10 protein-coding genes are annotated in these 17,057 nt (G+C 33.3%); 8 read left to right on the forward strand and 2 right to left on the reverse strand.

Annotated elements, in window-relative coordinates; translation table 11 throughout:
- Positions 1–24: 24 nt before the first annotated feature.
- The 7 genes from GXM16_RS04220 (at position 25) to GXM16_RS04250 (ending at position 13,322) form a co-directional block, all read left to right on the forward strand.
- Positions 25–1,458, forward strand: coding sequence for a peptidylprolyl isomerase (locus GXM16_RS04220; RefSeq protein ID WP_163393004.1), 1,434 nt, complete (start codon positions 25–27; stop codon positions 1,456–1,458).
- 77 nt (positions 1,459–1,535) lie between these two features.
- Complete coding sequence (locus GXM16_RS04225) at positions 1,536–2,489, forward strand: AAA family ATPase (protein ID WP_163393006.1); 954 nt, start codon at positions 1,536–1,538, stop codon at positions 2,487–2,489.
- Between the two features lie 379 nt (positions 2,490–2,868).
- Positions 2,869–5,646, forward strand: a complete 2,778-nt coding sequence (locus GXM16_RS04230; protein WP_163393008.1) for a bifunctional aconitate hydratase 2/2-methylisocitrate dehydratase — start codon at positions 2,869–2,871, stop codon at positions 5,644–5,646.
- 370 nt (positions 5,647–6,016) lie between these two features.
- Complete coding sequence (locus tag GXM16_RS04235; protein WP_163393010.1) at positions 6,017–8,281, forward strand: aconitate hydratase; 2,265 nt, start codon at positions 6,017–6,019, stop codon at positions 8,279–8,281.
- Positions 8,282–8,664: 383 nt separating this feature from the next.
- Positions 8,665–9,786, forward strand: a complete 1,122-nt coding sequence (locus GXM16_RS04240; RefSeq protein ID WP_163393012.1) for a peptidoglycan endopeptidase — start codon at positions 8,665–8,667, stop codon at positions 9,784–9,786.
- A 454-nt stretch (positions 9,787–10,240) separates the two neighbouring features.
- The gene (locus GXM16_RS04245; protein ID WP_163393014.1) at positions 10,241–12,460 is read left to right on the forward strand and encodes a lantibiotic dehydratase family protein; all 2,220 of its coding nucleotides are present in this window, start codon (positions 10,241–10,243) and stop codon (positions 12,458–12,460) included.
- 4 nt (positions 12,461–12,464) lie between these two features.
- A complete protein-coding gene (locus tag GXM16_RS04250; protein ID WP_163393017.1) occupies positions 12,465–13,322 on the forward strand; it encodes a thiopeptide-type bacteriocin biosynthesis protein in 858 nt (285 codons plus the stop codon).
- 50 nt (positions 13,323–13,372) lie between these two features.
- Here the strand turns inward: GXM16_RS04250 and GXM16_RS04255 are convergent, their stop codons facing one another.
- Positions 13,373–13,753 carry a response regulator gene (locus tag GXM16_RS04255; protein WP_163393019.1) on the reverse strand — a complete coding sequence of 127 codons (381 nt, stop codon included), beginning with the start codon at positions 13,751–13,753 and terminating at the stop codon, positions 13,373–13,375.
- Positions 13,743–15,167 (reverse strand): sensor histidine kinase, encoded by a 1,425-nt coding sequence (locus tag GXM16_RS04260; RefSeq protein ID WP_163393021.1) that lies wholly within the window; start codon positions 15,165–15,167, stop codon positions 13,743–13,745. Before GXM16_RS04260 ends, GXM16_RS04255 begins: the two co-directional genes overlap by 11 nt.
- Before the next feature lie 424 nt (positions 15,168–15,591).
- Between GXM16_RS04260 and GXM16_RS04265 the strand changes: the two genes are divergently transcribed.
- Entirely contained in the window at positions 15,592–17,001 is a 1,410-nt protein-coding gene (locus GXM16_RS04265; protein WP_163393023.1) for an APC family permease, read from the forward strand.
- Positions 17,002–17,057: the final 56 nt, after the last annotated feature.

Consider the following 17,057-nt stretch of genomic DNA (forward strand, 5'->3'; position numbering starts at 1 on the left):
TACATTCAAATTAAATTTAAAATAATGTTATTAAAAAAAATACAGCTAAAAACTATTGATTACAGGCTAATACTGACAATATGTTTTTTACTTTTTTTCAGCTCGATTATTTCTGCTCAGGAAGTTATTAAGGATGTTGTAGCTGAGAAACCGGCTGATAAAGCTTCAATCAACAAACAAAAGGTGGATGGTATTATTGCCACGGTTGGGGATTATATTGTTTTAGACTCAGATATTGATAAAGGGTATCTTGAAATCACTTCTCAGGGAGGATCAGTAAAGGATATTTCAAGATGTCAGATGTTGGGGAAGCTTTTAGAAGATAAATTATATGCTCATCAGGCCATTCAGGATAGTATTATTGTAAGTGATGCTGAAGTTAAAAGCATGATGGATGAAAGGCTTGCTTACATGATGAGACAGACTGGCGGAGATATTAATAAAATTGTAGAATTTTATAAAAAGAGTTCAGTTGAGGAATTTAAAACATATTTTGCAGATATCTTAAAAGAGCAGAAATTATCTTCTGAAATGCAGAAAAAGATTGTTGATGCCGTTGAAATAACTCCGGAAGAGGTTCGTAATTTCTTTAAAAAGATACCAAAAGACGAATTGCCAACTTTTGGTGCAGAGATGGAAGTGGCTCAAATTGTTGTGGAACCTAAAGTTTCGGATGCTGATAAACAGAAAGTTAAAGATAGACTGAATTCTATTAAAAAAGATGTTTTAGAAGGCTCAAGTTTTGCTACAAAAGCAGTTTTGTATTCTCAGGATCCTGGTTCTTCTCCTGCTGGCGGATATTATAAAATGACCAGAAAAACTCCTTTTGTGAAAGAGTTTAAGGATGTTGCTTTTAGTTTGGCAGAAGGAGAAATTTCAGACCCTTTTGAAACACAATACGGATACCATATTATAATGGTTGATAAAATAAAAGGACAAGAGGTAGAATTACGTCATATTTTAATTTCGCCAACAGTTTCTGAAACTGCTTTGAAAGATGCGAAAGAAAGAATTACAAATATTAGAAATAAAATTGTAAACAAAGAAATTTCTTTTGCAGACGCAGCCAGAAATGAGTCTGATCAAAAAGAAACAAGAGCTAATGGCGGTACTTTGGTTAATCCAAATACGCAGGATACGCGTTTTGAACTGACTAAAATGGATGCCGCTTTATACAGTCAGGTTTCGAATTTGAAAGATGATGAAGTTTCTCAGCCAATTTTGGATACGGATGATAAAGGTAAAAAAACCTATAAATTGATTACTGTAACAAACAGAATTGATGAACACGTAGCTGATTATGCTAAAGATTATACTAAAATTAAAGAATTAGCATTAAAAGAAAAACAAATCAATGCAATTGCAAAATGGTTTGATTCTAAAATTAAAGATACTTACATTAAAATTATTGGAGAATACAGAGATTGTACTTTTACTAATAACTGGTTGAAAAAATAATTTTTATTAAATAAAGAAAAGAGTTAGTTTTATGAATTCATAGAGCTAACTCTTTTTAATTTAAAATATATTCATAAATGTCTGACGTAGCAGCAATTCATAATCTAGTTCAAAAAAGAAACGAATTAAAAACTGAGATAGCAAAAATCATTGTAGGGCAGGACGCCGTCGTAGATCAAATTTTACTTTGTATATTTTCAGGAGGCCATGCCCTTTTAATTGGTGTTCCGGGTTTGGCAAAAACTTTAATGATTAATACTTTGTCTCAGGCTTTGGGACTGGATTTTAAAAGAATTCAGTTTACCCCTGACTTAATGCCTTCGGATATTTTAGGAAGTGAAATTCTGGATGAAAACCGACAGTTTAAATTTATCAAAGGACCGATATTTTCAAATATCATTTTAGCAGATGAGATTAACAGAACTCCTCCCAAAACCCAGGCAGCCTTACTTGAAGCAATGCAAGAACGATCTGTAACAATTGCAGGGCAAAATTATAAACTGGATTTACCTTATTTTGTATTAGCAACTCAAAACCCAATTGAGCAGGAAGGAACTTATCCTTTACCGGAAGCACAATTAGATCGTTTTATGTTTGCTATTAAATTAGAATATCCAACTTTTGAAGAAGAAGTACAAGTCGTAAAACGTACAACTTCTGATTCGAAAACAGCGATTAATCCCTTATTTACAGCTCAGGAAATCATTGATTTTCAACATTTGATTCGTAGAATCCCAGTTGCAGATAATGTTATTGAATATGCGGTAACTTTGGTAAGTAAAACAAGACCTGATAATTCTTTGACTAATGATTTTGTGAAAAATTATCTGGATTGGGGAGCGGGACCAAGAGCTTCTCAGAATTTAATTTTGGCGGCTAAGGCTCATGCTGCATTTAAGGGCAAATTTTCTCCTGATATTGAAGATGTAAAAGCTGTAGCAGTTGGAATTTTGAGACACAGAATTATTAAAAATTACAAAGCCGATGCTGAAGGAATCACAGAAGAAATTATTATTCAAAAGCTGATGTAAAAAATATACGCTTTATTAAAAAGTCTGAGAGATTTTAAGATTTCTCAGGCTTTTTGTTTTTAAGTAGTTTTACGTATAAAAGAGATAAAGAGGTGAAACTATAACGATATAAATACTTATTTAGAAAAGTTCTTCATGAAAAACGAGGTAAAATCCGATTTCCTTTGTAACATAAAATTTCGACTTTGTTAAAGAAAAGATTTTAAATTATTGATAATTTATTATTTGAGTGCAAAATTGAGTTTTTGACAACAAAGAGTGTTGAAATTCATTATTTTGCAATAATAATTTTTGAAAAAGGTGCATCCGTTATATTTTTTTTAATTCTCAGCTTTAATTCCTAAATTTGCGAACAAAAAATAAAAATACCTAATTTACTATGGCTTTCGATAATAATATTTACAAAGATTACCTTAAAGAAATTGAAGAGCGTAAAGAACAAGGACTTAACCCGAAACCAATTGATGGTGCCGATTTGTTAAGTGTAATTATTGCTCAAATTAAAGATGTAAATAATGAATACAGAGAAGATTCTCTTAAATTTTTTATTTACAACGCTTTGCCTGGAACCACTAGTGCTGCTGGTGAGAAAGCTAAGTTTTTAAAAGAAATCATTCTTGGTGAATCTGAAGTAAAAGAAATTACACCTGCTTTTGCTTTCGAATTATTGTCACATATGAAAGGGGGACCTTCTATTGAAGTACTCCTTGATTTAGCTTTGGGTAATGATGCTGCAATTGCTAAACAAGCGGCTGAAGTTTTAAAAACTCAGGTTTATTTATATGATGCTGATACAGCACGCTTAGCAGAAGCTTACAGCGCTGGTAACACAGTTGCAAAAGAAATTTTAGAAAGCTACGCAAAAGCTGAATTTTTTACAAAATTACCAGAAGTTGCTGAAGAAATTAAAGTGGTTACTTACATCGCTGCAGAAGGTGATATCTCTACTGATTTATTATCTCCGGGTAACCAGGCACACTCTCGCTCTGACCGTGAATTACATGGAAAATGTATGATCACTCCTGAAGCTCAGGCAGAAATTAAAGCATTGCAGGCACAGCATCCAGATGCTTCTGTTATGTTAATCGCTGAAAAAGGAACAATGGGAGTTGGATCTTCTCGTATGTCAGGTGTAAACAATGTAGCTTTATGGACAGGTAAGCAAGCGTCTCCATACATTCCGTTCGTGAACATTGCTCCAATTGTAGCAGGTACTAACGGAATCTCTCCTATTTTCTTAACTACTGTAGACGTCACAGGTGGTATCGGTATCGACTTACAAAACTGGGTTAAGAAAACAGATGCAGAAGGAAACGTAGTTCGTAACGAAGCAGGTGATCCTGTTTTAGAAGAAGTTTATTCTGTAGCTACAGGAACTGTATTAACAATCAATACAAAAACTAAAAAATTATACAACGGTGAGAAAGAATTAAAAGATATTTCTAAATCTTTCACTCCTCAAAAATTAGAGTTTATCAAAGCGGGTGGATCTTATGCTATCGTTTTCGGTAAAAAAATCCAAACATTTGCTGCGCAAGCTTTAGGAGTTACTGCTCCAACAGTATTTGCACCAGCTAAAGAAGTTTGTATAGAAGGTCAGGGATTAACTGCTGTTGAAAAAATCTTCAACAAAAATGCAGTTGGTGTAACTCCAGGTAAAACATTATATGCAGGATCTGACGTACGTGTGAAAGTTAACATCGTAGGTTCTCAGGATACTACAGGTTTGATGACTGCTCAGGAATTAGAGTCGATGGCTGCTACAGTTATTTCTCCAATTGTTGATGGTGCTTACCAGTCAGGATGTCACACAGCTTCAGTTTGGGACAAAAAAGCGCAGGCTAATATTCCTAAATTAATGAAGTTCATGAATGATTTCGGTGTTATTACAGCGAGAGACCCTAAAGGTGAATATCATTCAATGACGGACGTTATTCACAAAGTGTTAAATGATATTACAATTGATGAGTGGGCAATTATCATCGGTGGAGATTCACATACACGTATGTCTAAAGGGGTTGCTTTCGGTGCCGATTCAGGAACTGTAGCTTTAGCTTTAGCAACAGGTGAAGCTTCTATGCCAATTCCGGAATCTGTAAAAGTTACTTTTAAAGGTGAAATGAAACAACATATGGATTTCCGTGATGTAGTTCATGCGACGCAATCTCAAATGTTGAAGAAATTTGATGGTGAGAACGTTTTCCAAGGTCGTATTATTGAGGTTCATATCGGAACTTTATTAGCTGACCAGGCATTTACATTTACAGACTGGACTGCAGAAATGAAAGCTAAAGCTTCTATCTGTATTTCTCAGGACGAAACATTAATTCAATCGTTAGAAATTGCTAAGTCTCGTATCCAAATCATGATTGATAAAGGTATGGACAACAAAAACCAGGTTTTAAAAGGTTTAATTGATAAAGCAAACAAACGTATCGAGGAAATTAAAACAGGTGCTAAACCAGCTTTAACTCCGGACGATAATGCAAAATACTATGCTGAAGTTGTTATCGATTTAAGTTTAATCGAGGAACCAATGATTGCTGACCCAGACGTTAACAATGTTGATGTTTCTAAACGTTATACACATGATACTATTCGTGAATTATCTTTCTATGGAACAGATAAAAAAGTAGATTTAGGTTTCGTAGGTTCTTGTATGGTTCATAAAGACGATTTAAAAATTGTTTCTCAAATGTTACGTAATGTTGAAAAACAAAATGGGGAAGTTAAATTCAACGCACCTTTAGTAGTTGCAGCTCCTACATATAACATCATCGACGAATTAAAAGCTGAAGGTGATTGGGAAATGCTACAAAAATATTCAGGTTTCGAATTCTCAGATGCCTTACCTAAATCAACAGCACGTACAGAATACGAAAATATTATGTATTTAGAGCGTCCTGGTTGTAACTTATGTATGGGTAACCAGGAAAAAGCTGAAAAAGGAGATACTGTATTAGCTACTTCAACTCGTTTGTTCCAAGGACGTGTAGTAGAGGATAGAGAGGGTAAAAAAGGAGAATCTTTATTAGCATCAACGCCAGTAGTTGTACTTTCTGCAATTTTAGGAAGAATGCCATCTATAGAAGAGTATAAAGCTTCGGTTGAAGGTATCAACTTAACAAAATTCAAACCAATCTCTACTAAATTATAATATTAGGAATTTCATAATTTCTAAACGAGGCAATCTAGTAATAGGTTGCCTCTTTTTATTTATATTTTGGGTTGGTAAGCATTGTGCTATTCGAGTATAGTATTCATTCGTTCCTCGTTGTGGGTTAAAGCTTCTATCTTTGTTGGATTACCGTTGTATGATTTGTTAAATCAAATTTTTAAGGTATAAGGTGCAATTGCAATAGGTTATTGTAAAGGTTAGATAATTATACTAGGTTGATTTTCAATTTACTGCCGTGCAAGAAAAGTAGAATAGTTTTAAATAATAGTATTAACAATTATTTTAGCATAAACCATAATAAAATCCTTAAATTTAAGCTGATTTACACTAATATAATTAATATATAACTATGGCTTTTGATATAGAAATGATTAAAAAAGTGTATGACAACATGCCCGCACGTGTTGATGCAGCACGTAACATTGTTGGTCGTCCACTTACTTTAACAGAGAAAATTTTGTACAATCATCTTTGGGATGGAAATCCAACCAAAGCGTTTGGAAGAGGAGTCGATTATGTTGATTTCGCACCTGATCGTGTAGCATGTCAGGATGCAACGGCGCAAATGGCATTATTGCAATTTATGCATGCCGGCAAATCTAAAGTAGCAGTTCCTACAACGGTTCATTGTGACCACCTGATTCAGGCAAAAGTAGATGCTGCTACCGATTTAGCGAGAGCAAAAACACAAAGTAATGAAGTTTTCGACTTCTTGTCGTCAGTTTCTAATAAATACGGAATTGGTTTCTGGAAACCGGGAGCCGGAATTATTCATCAGGTAGTACTGGAGAATTATGCTTTCCCGGGCGGAATGATGATTGGTACGGATTCTCATACTGTAAATGCAGGAGGTTTAGGAATGGTAGCTATTGGTGTTGGAGGAGCTGATGCTGTAGACGTTATGTCCGGAATGGCGTGGGAATTGAAATTTCCTAAATTAATCGGAGTTAAATTAACCGGCAAATTATCAGGCTGGACAGCTCCTAAAGATGTGATTCTTAAAGTTGCCGGTATTCTGACTGTAAAAGGAGGAACTGGTGCCATTGTAGAATATTTTGGGGAAGGCGCAACTGCAATGTCTTGTACGGGTAAAGGTACTATTTGTAATATGGGGGCCGAAATTGGAGCTACAACTTCAACTTTTGGTTATGATGATTCTATGAGCCGTTATCTGCGCTCTACAAACAGAGCTGATGTAGCAGATGCTGCGGATAAAATAGCTTCTTACTTAACTGGAGATCCGGAAGTTTATGCCGATCCTGAAAAATATTTTGATCAGGTAATCGAAATCAATTTGTCAGAATTAGAGCCGCACTTAAACGGCCCTTTTACTCCGGATTTAGCTACTCCAATTTCTAAAATGAAAGAAGAGGCTATCAAAAATAACTGGCCGTTGCAAATACAGGTTGGTTTAATTGGTTCGTGTACCAACTCGTCCTACGAAGATATTTCCCGTGCAGCTTCTTTAGCAAAACAGGTTTCAGAGAAAAACTTAAAAACAAAAGCAGAGTTTACAATCACCCCTGGGTCTGAAGTCGTTCGTTCTACAATCGAAAGAGACGGATTTATTGATACTTTTCATAAAATAGGAGCAACAGTTTTTGCTAACGCCTGTGGACCATGTATTGGTATGTGGGACAGAGAAGGAGCGGAAAAAGAAGAAAGAAATACAATCGTTCACTCTTTCAACCGTAATTTCTCAAAACGTGCAGACGGTAACCCAAACACGTTGGCTTTTGTAGGCTCTCCGGAATTAGTAACAGCTTTGGCCATTGCGGGTGATTTAGGATTCAATCCTTTGACAGATAAATTAATCAACGAAGAAGGCGAAGAAGTAATGCTTGATGAACCAACAGGAGATGAATTGCCGGAAAAAGGGTTCTATGCTGAAGATCCCGGATTTCAGGCTCCGGCAGAAGACGGTTCAGGAGTTCAGGTTGTGGTAAATCCGGCTTCAGAACGTTTACAGCTTTTAGCCCCGTTTGATGCCTGGGATGGTAAAAACATTACCGGTGCAAAATTGCTGATCAAAGCATTCGGAAAATGTACAACAGACCACATTTCTATGGCTGGACCATGGTTGCGTTTCCGCGGACATTTAGATAATATTTCTAACAACATGCTTATTGGTGCTGTAAATGCATTCAACCAGAAAACAAACTCGGTTAAGAATCAATTGACTGGAGCTTATGATGCTGTCCCAGCTGTGGCTCGTGCCTATAAAGCTGCAGGAGTTCCTTCCATCGTAGTTGGAGATCATAATTATGGAGAAGGTTCTTCTCGTGAACACGCTGCAATGGAGCCTCGTTTCTTAGGTGTAAAAGCGGTATTGGTAAAATCTTTCGCTCGTATCCACGAAACTAACCTTAAAAAACAAGGTCTGTTAGGATTAACTTTTGCCAATGAAGCTGATTACGATAAAATTCAGGAAAACGATACTATCAATTTTACTGATTTAACTGAGTTTGCTCCGGGAAAACCCTTAACGTTAGAATTCGTTCACGAAAATGGAACAAAAGATATTATCCTGGCAAATCATACTTACAATGAAGGTCAGATTGGCTGGTTTGTTGCAGGTTCTGCATTAAACCTAATTGCTGCTGGTAAAGCTTAATTTAAGATTCAATTATAATTATGAACGCTCTGTGAAAACAGGGCGTTTTTTATTAGAAGCAATTCCGGCTGTTCGCTGTATCTTTTGTCCCGTTAGTTATCGGGATAAAAGGATGCCGCTTCCATCCGGGCTAAGGCTCCAGTTTTCAGCACATCTTTTATTTCAACTTTTATGATTTTCGAATAAATTTTATAACTCACAGAGAAACTTTAAGTTAGATATGCAAACCTTTTTAGGGAAGCAATTTGACATAAATTTGTTGTTAAAAAACGTGTATTTTTTACTTTAAAAAGTTAAATTCGCTTTTTTGGTAATAAAACTTCTTTTTTTGAGTTTAAAATTAAGAAGGAATAGTAGTGTAGAAAATTAAAATTCCCCAAATAATGATTTTCAGATTCAGATTTGTTTTTATATTTTTTCTTTTTTCCGTAAGTACATTTTCTCAGGAAAATTATCTCAAACATACTATTTCAAAAGGTGATAACCTTTATAATATCGCTAAAAAATACGGTCTTAAGCCAAAAGATATCGAAAATGCGAATCCTGATGCACCGAAAATCTTAAAGTTAAATTCGATTTTATTGATTCCTAATTCTAATCCACCTCAGGAAATAAAATCTAATCAGTCTGCTACTCAGACAAATCCAGGTTTACATGAGGTCTTAGCAAAGGAAACTCTTTGGGGTATATCAAAAAAATATAAAGTTTCTGTTGAAGATTTGAAAAAAGTAAATCCTTCACTGGAAACCGAAGGTCTAAAAATAGGGCAGCAGATTGTTATTCCCTCTGAGGGGAATTTAGTTGTACAGCGACCGGCTGAAAATACTCAATCAGAATTGGTGGAAGTTTCAAGGGAAGTTAAGCAAAAGGAAACTAAATATGCTATTGCAAAAGAATTCGGAATCACTGTAGCTGAATTAGAAAAACAAAACCCAGATATCAGGAATAAGCTGCCTATTGGATATACTCTGAAGATTCTTACTTCAAAAGAAAAAGCAGCCAGTCTTCAGTCTTTAAAGGCTGAACAGGAAACAAATACTGTTAATCCGTCAGTTCAGGTTGCTGATGATACAGCGATTAAAAAAGATTCCTCTTCGGTAATAAGAGTTAGTAATTATTCAGAGTTAGTTGATCAGTTGGTAATAAATGCAACTGAAAATATAGGTACACGTTATCGTTCAGGAGGAACAACAAAAGCAGGTTTTGACTGTTCTGGATTAATGTATTCCACTTTTGGTAATTTTGATATTAAACTGCCAAGAAGTTCTATAGAACAATCCAGAATCGGTACAAAAGTTAATCCCGAAGAAGCCCAAAAAGGAGATTTAATTTTTTTTAAAACCAATGGAAGAAGCAGAATCAATCATGTAGGAATGGTTGTGGAGGTTGTTGATGAAGAAATTAAATTTGTCCATTCCTCAACTCATGGTGGCGTTATTATTTCGTCAACAAAAGAGCCTTATTACGAAAGAACTTTTTCGCAGGTAAATCGTGTTTTAGAATAGTGTCAAAATAGGTTTTTGAGTTCTTTAACCGGGAACGGCTGCATAAGTCAATTACATCTTAACTTTTTATCTAAGTAATTTTTGTTGAGTCAAAGAGGATATAAGAATTTTGATCCTTTTTGACTTCTGCGTTTAAACTTGTGAAACTTTTGTTATTCAAATTTAAAACAGAAAAGAAAAATCTTTATGGTACTTTTCACTTGTTTTTTGGCTAATTTATCGAATAAATTAATTTTAAATTCGTTACTTAACTAATAAACAGATAATTATCATGAAAAAAACATTGAAATTACAAACGCAAAAAGTTTCTAAGCTTACACAAAATGGTAATGGAGAGCAAAATAAAAAGATAACTCCTATGATCACTCCTTTACATGACCTCATCACAACAATTTTTAAGTAATCGTTAAAATTACAAATTATGATAGCCTGATAACGGGCTATTTTTTTTGCTATGGATAAAAATATTGATTATACATATTTTGAGGATTTTATTTTAAGGACGCCTATATATCATTTTGGAGAAAAAGAATTGCAAACGATAAATCTTGAACAAGTTTTTAATTTTTTTCAGACTAATGATTTTTTCAGAGATGCAATTTTTATAGCCTCGCAAGTGCTTTATAATGAAATAAATAAGTCGTTGAATAAGGGGAGTGTAGAAGAAAGACTGACTAATTCTTTGACAAAATATTATGTAAGATCCAGGACAAGATGTACTCCTTTTGGCTTGTTTGCAGGATGTGCAACGGGTAAAGTTGGAAATGAAACTAATATTGTCTTAAAAAATAGAAATGATTATACGGTACATACCCGATTAGACATGGAGCTAGTGTCTAAACTTACCAAATATTTTTCTTCTTTGCCGGTAATAAAAAAACAAATAAAATTTTTCCCGAACGACACTCTTTATCTTATAAATGATTTTTACAGCTATATAGAATCAGAAATAATAGATAACAAAAAAACGTATTTTAAATCGACGACAGAAAACAATGAATACTTGTCAGCTGTTTTGGACTTTTGCAATTGCGGATGTTTTTTTGATGAGTTGGTTGAGTTTTTAGTAAGCTTAGATTTTGACAAGAAAGAATCTATTACTTATGTTGAAGATCTTATTGAGCATCAGATTCTAACAAATGATTTAGAGATTTCGACTATTGACTCAAATCCATTAAAAACTTTAATTTTAAAATTAGATTCTTTTAGATGGGAAAAAAATGATACCATTGATCTTTTTACTAATTTAAGTAAAGATCTGATAAATCACTTTTCAAATGCAAGTGTTGAAAAAAAAACAATCCAATGGATTCAGCAAAATGCTTCCATTTTTACATTCATTGGGCATGATGTACGAAGTGTTTTTCAGACTGATCTACAACTTGGTGCTTTTCAAAATACACTTTCCAAAGGCACAGTAGGAAAGATTCAAAAATCAATAAAGGTTCTAAAGAAATTTACATCCGGTATCGAGAATGGCATGTTGGAAGATTTTAAAAAACGATTTTGCAAAAAATATGAAGAAGAAGAAATCTCTTTGCTTAGGGTGCTTGATGATGATTTTGGGATTGGATATCCCTATTTAGAAGAAAAATTAATGCTGCCACTTTTAGATAATGTACAATTTAAAAATACAGTTACTACAAAAAGTGTTCAATGGAGCAAAAAAGATATACTCTTAACTCGCAAACTAAGTGAATTTTTCTTAAAAGATAAAACTTCCAAAGAAGAAGGGATAGAAATTACAGATCAGGATTTGGATTTTATAGATGATGGGAATAATCAAAAATTTCCTGAAACTTTAGGGGGAATAGTTGAAATCTACCGTGACAAAGATAATAATGAATTTACATATGTTTCTGGATTTTCAGCATCAGCTGGTAAGCTTCTTGGAAGATTTTCATATTTTGATGAAGGTGTAGAAAATGTAACAAAAGCGATTATAAAAAAAGAGGCGGAATATTTAGACAAGGATACTATTTTTGCTGAAATTACACATTTGCCGGAAGCCAGAGAAGGAAATGTGATATTGCGTCCTAAACTGACGGATTATGAAATTCCTATTTTATCTAATTCCCTAGTGGATGCTGACAGACAAATACAACTTAAAGATCTATTCTTATCAGTTAAAAACGACAGGTTTGTGTTGAGATCACATAAGTTGAATAAAAAAATTATTCCACGTCTTTCTTCTGCCCATTTTTCAGGCCACCCTAAAAATTTGTCATTTTATAAATTTTTAGCAGACTTACAATATCAGAATATCCAAAAAAGCATATACTTTGACTGGGGTGCTACAGGAGAAGATTTTAAATATCTGCCAAGGGTAATTTATAATGGTTTAGTATTGTCGAAAGCTTATTGGAATATCAGTGAAAAAGAAATTAAAGAGCTTGTGAATATGAGTAAAAAGCCAGATTATACAAATAAAATAGAATCTTGGAGAATTCAAAATATGATTCCGTCACGAGTTGTTATAAAGGACACAGACAATAAGCTCTATATAGATTTTAATAATGAACTGTTTGTGAAAATTTTTTTTAATACGATAAAAAACAGTCAAAAAATAATTCTTGAAGAAGTCCTTTTTACAGACAAAAATGTCTTTGTGAAAAATGAAAAGGGTGAGTGTTTTACAAATGAATTTATAATAAATTTTTATAAAACAGCATAAAGCAATGAGTGATGTTATTAAAAGAAATTTTAAGATAGGAGAGGAATGGCTTTACCTTAAAATATATATGAGAAGTTTTTTTGCGGATAAAATTATTATAAAAATAAATGATTTTATTTCAGACAAAATAATGGAAAATAAAATACAAAAATGGTTCTTTATTCGTTATAACGATCCGGATTTTCATATTAGGGTAAGATTGTTTATACCGGATCAAAGTGAAGCTCTGAGTATTATAGGTGAAATTAATGATTTATTGGCAGCAGAAATTAATGAAAAGATAGTTGCAATTATGCTGGACCATTATATTAGAGAAATTGAACGTTATGATCAGCACTGTATAGAAAAAATAGAAGAGTTGTTTTTTTATGATACAATAACCGTTTTACCAGTTATGAAAAACATTATGACAGGAGAATTGTCAGAAACAGACAGATGGCTATATGGAATGATTGCTATAGATAAAACCCTAACCGATTTTCAGTTAAGCGATGAAGAAAAAAATATTTTTGTTTTGAATATGAATGACCTTTTTAGCAATGAATTTGAAAAAGATAAATCCTTAAATAAACAATTGGATAAAAAGTTTAGAGAGAATGAAAAGCTTATTAATGACAATCTAAATAAAAGCAACATTTTTTCCAAACTCATAAATCAAAGATCAGAAAAGAGCCAATCTAATATTAAAGAAATAATAGCCCTGCATAAAGAAAGGAAGCTGGCTCAAAATATAAATACAATAATTTCAAGTTATATTCATATGAATTGTAATCGTTTATTTCGAATCAAACCCAGAGAACAAGAATATATTTTATATGATTTTTTAACTCGTTTTTATACAAAAAAAATATATAGACGATAGAATTTATTTCAAAGATTAGTAATTTAAAAACAGACTATGTTTAACTTTAATTAAATTTTACTTCTAAAATATTCTACTGATAAAGGCTTGTTTAAAAAATCAATAACATAGTGGGTTTCTTTTATTTTTTTAATTTCATCAGGATCAAGAGTTGATGATAATACATAAATTTGCGATTTTAACTTTATTTCCTCTTGTAATTTTTCGTATTCTTCCAAAAATTCGAAACCATTCATAACAGGCATTTGAATGTCCAATAAAATAATTACCGGCTGATTGTTTTTATAGGTATTGAGCCATTCAATTCCTTCTTGTCCATTATTAGCAATAATGATTTCCTCAACATGAAATACTTTTTTAAGTAATTGCTGAGTCACAATCTGATCAATCAAATTGTCTTCGATTAATAAAAATAAAGGTTTAAATTCCATAATTATTCGGGATTGCTACTGTAAAGGTACTTCCGATGTTACTTTCTGAAATCAGGGAAATGTTTCCTTTGATGTTTTCAGCAGCTTCTTTTACAATATAAAGGCCTAAACCTGATCCTTTATTTTTGTTTGTTCCAAAATACATTTCAAAAATATGGTCTTTGAATTCATTTTTGATTCCAATTCCGTTATCAGCAATTTCAATTTTGGTAAAGTCATCCTGAGTATAGGTCTTTATTGAGATAAACATTTCCTCTTTACTTGAATCTGCATATTTTATGGCATTAGAAAGCAAATTGCTGATAATAATTTTTAAGCGTAAGCGGTCACTCTGAATCTCATCTGCGGATATGTTCTGTTTAAAAATTATTCGGTTGGCATTTTCTATGTGCATCAGCTGTGAAATTTCTTCCTCAAATATTTCTTTCAGGCTAACAGGCTCTATAATGATTTGTTTTCGCTTGTTTTTTGAGTAATCAATAATATCGCTAATAAACTGATCCTGTCTCACAAGACTTTGATACATTAAACCTAAATATTCTTTAATCTGATCGATGTCGTCTTCCAGCTGTGTAATTTCTATTAAACCTTTTAAGGAGGTTATAGGAGATCGTAAATCGTGTGAAGCACTATACACAAAACGGTCCAGTTCATGATTGACTAATATCAGATTCTCATTTTTATTTTCTGTTTCTTTTTTTGAAGCCAGTAATCTTTTCACCATTATCGAATAATAAAAACTAACACTGCATACTATGATTAATGTAAAAATGATATTTGTAATAATGAGTAAATTTTTAATTTTACGGGTTCCATCGCTGATAATATTTGTAAAGTTACGCTCGTTAATAGTTAGTTTGTCGCTTATAGAACCAATTTCCCTAAGGAATTTTATCTGATCAGTCCGACTTAAAACGGTATTATTTATTTTGGTATTAATTTCTTTGCCAATTTCAGACAGTTTAACGATTAGGTCATCCCCTTGTTCCCACTCATTAATTGCTTTTGATAAAAAAGAGACCTGCTTAAAGTTTTCAAATAGCCAAATTATGTCATCCAGATCTTCAGGATGGTTTCTGCCATTAATTAAAGCTTTTCGGGCTATATCATTGTCGCCAAACTTCATTAGTGTTTCTCTGGCAATACGGGCACTTTGCGGAACTTTCAATTCTTCCTGAAACAAATTCCATTTATGTTTGTCCTTAGAAAAAAGATAATGTATAAGATGGCGGGATGCGTCCTTTTGTCCTTTTGAATAATGTGATTCACCGTTGATATAAGCTCTATTGGCAGATAATATTTTGATTGTAAAAAGATTGATACAAATTAGTAAAACACAAGAAACAAATACAATTAATATTAAGATGTAACCATTAGTAAAACGTAAATTTTTTAAAAAAGCACCCTGAAACATAACTTTGGAATTGGTAGTTAATAATAAATTCTGTCTGCGTATTACGTAACTGGCTTTACTGTTGTTTTATATTTTTAGGAGGCTGAATAAAATTTATTATCAATGATTCCTACATAAATTTAATAAAAAAAGAATTCCGTTTAACGAGTGGTCTATTTTTTCCTGTTAATTTTAAAAATCTTACCGACATTCTATCATTGAATTTGAAATGTTTATAATTAAATTATAATCTGATGCTGTTATCAAACCGGATTTGCGTAAGGGATAGTAACGGCATCCTTTTATGGTGGGGTTCACCATAAAAGATAAAGTGGATAGCCCGACCCACAGGGATACGCCCAAATTCAACAATCTTAAATCTGTATTCTGAAAACATGAAGTTTCAGAAAAAATTATATCTTTAACCAACCAAAAAACCAAAAAAATGCAGGAAAACAACCAGGAAAATTTTAAGAGAGAGCTTGGATTACTAGATGGGACCATGCTTGTGGTGGGATCTATGATTGGCTCGGGAATATTTATTGTGAGTGCCGATATCGCCAGACAAGTAGGCTCAGCAGGATGGTTAACATTAATCTGGCTGATTTCAGGATTAATTACCATTATTGCCGCTGTGAGTTATGGTGAATTGAGTTCGATGTTTCCAAAAGCCGGAGGACAATATGTATATTTGAAAGAAGCATACAATAAATTGATCGCTTTTTTGTATGGCTGGAGCTTTTTCGCTGTTATCCAAACGGGGACAATTGCTGCGGTTGGTGTCGCTTTCTCAAAATTTGCAGCTTATCTTTATGAACCTCTCAGTGACGAGAATATATTATTTGAATTAGGGGATTTTAAGCTAAATGCAGCTCAGATTGTATCGATTGTTACCATTGTGTTATTAACTTTTATTAATAGCCGTGGCGTAAAAAACGGAAAGATTCTTCAGACCGTTCTAACTATTATAAAAATATTATCGTTGCTTGGTTTAATCGTTTTTGGATTAACAATTGCTGCAAAAGCTTCTGTTTGGGATACGAATTGGACAGATGCATGGACTCCTCATTCATATGATACAGAGAACGGTTCATGGCTTCCCATTAGCGGAAAAGCTTTAATAACCGGGATTTCTGCTGCAATGGTAGGTTCACTATTTTCCAGTGATGCCTGGGTTGGTGTAACGTTTATTGCGGGCGAAATTAAAAATCCAAAACGAAATGTAGGTTTAAGTCTGTTTTTAGGGACTTTTATTGTTACGATTATTTATGTATTGACAAATTTGATGTATCTGGCAGTAATTCCTATGGAGGAGATAGCAACTGCAAAGTCAGACAGGGTAGCGGTAGTGGCTGCTCAATATATCTTTGGGGATATTGGAACTTTGGTTATTGCGATAATGATTATGATTTCGACTTTTGCCTGTAATAACGGATTGATTATGGCGGGTGCTCGGGTTTATTACACCATGGCGAATGATGGTTTGTTCTTTAAAGAGGCTTCTATTCTTAACGAATACAGCGTGCCCGCCTGGGCTTTGTGGTCACAATGTATATGGGCATCTGCTCTTTGTCTAACCGGAAAATATGGTGCTTTACTGGACTTTGTAATTATTATCGTGTTGATCTTTTATATTCTTACAATTTATGGAATTTTTATATTGCGTAAAAAAATGCCTGATGCTGAAAGACCTTACAAGGCTTTTGGGTATCCATTTTTACCGCTTTTGTATATTATCTTAGCATCTGCAATCAGTATTTCTTTGTTGGTTACAAAATTCTCAACCTGTGGCTGGGGGATTTTAATTATGCTAATTGGTATTCCAATTTATTATTTGACAAAACCAAAAGAATGAAACTTCAGAATGAATTGAATATGAAATGCCTTGTTTTTTAACAGGGCATTTTTTTT

The organism is Flavobacterium limi, from assembly GCF_010645075.1.
Classification (GTDB): Bacteria; Bacteroidota; Bacteroidia; order Flavobacteriales; family Flavobacteriaceae; genus Flavobacterium; species Flavobacterium limi.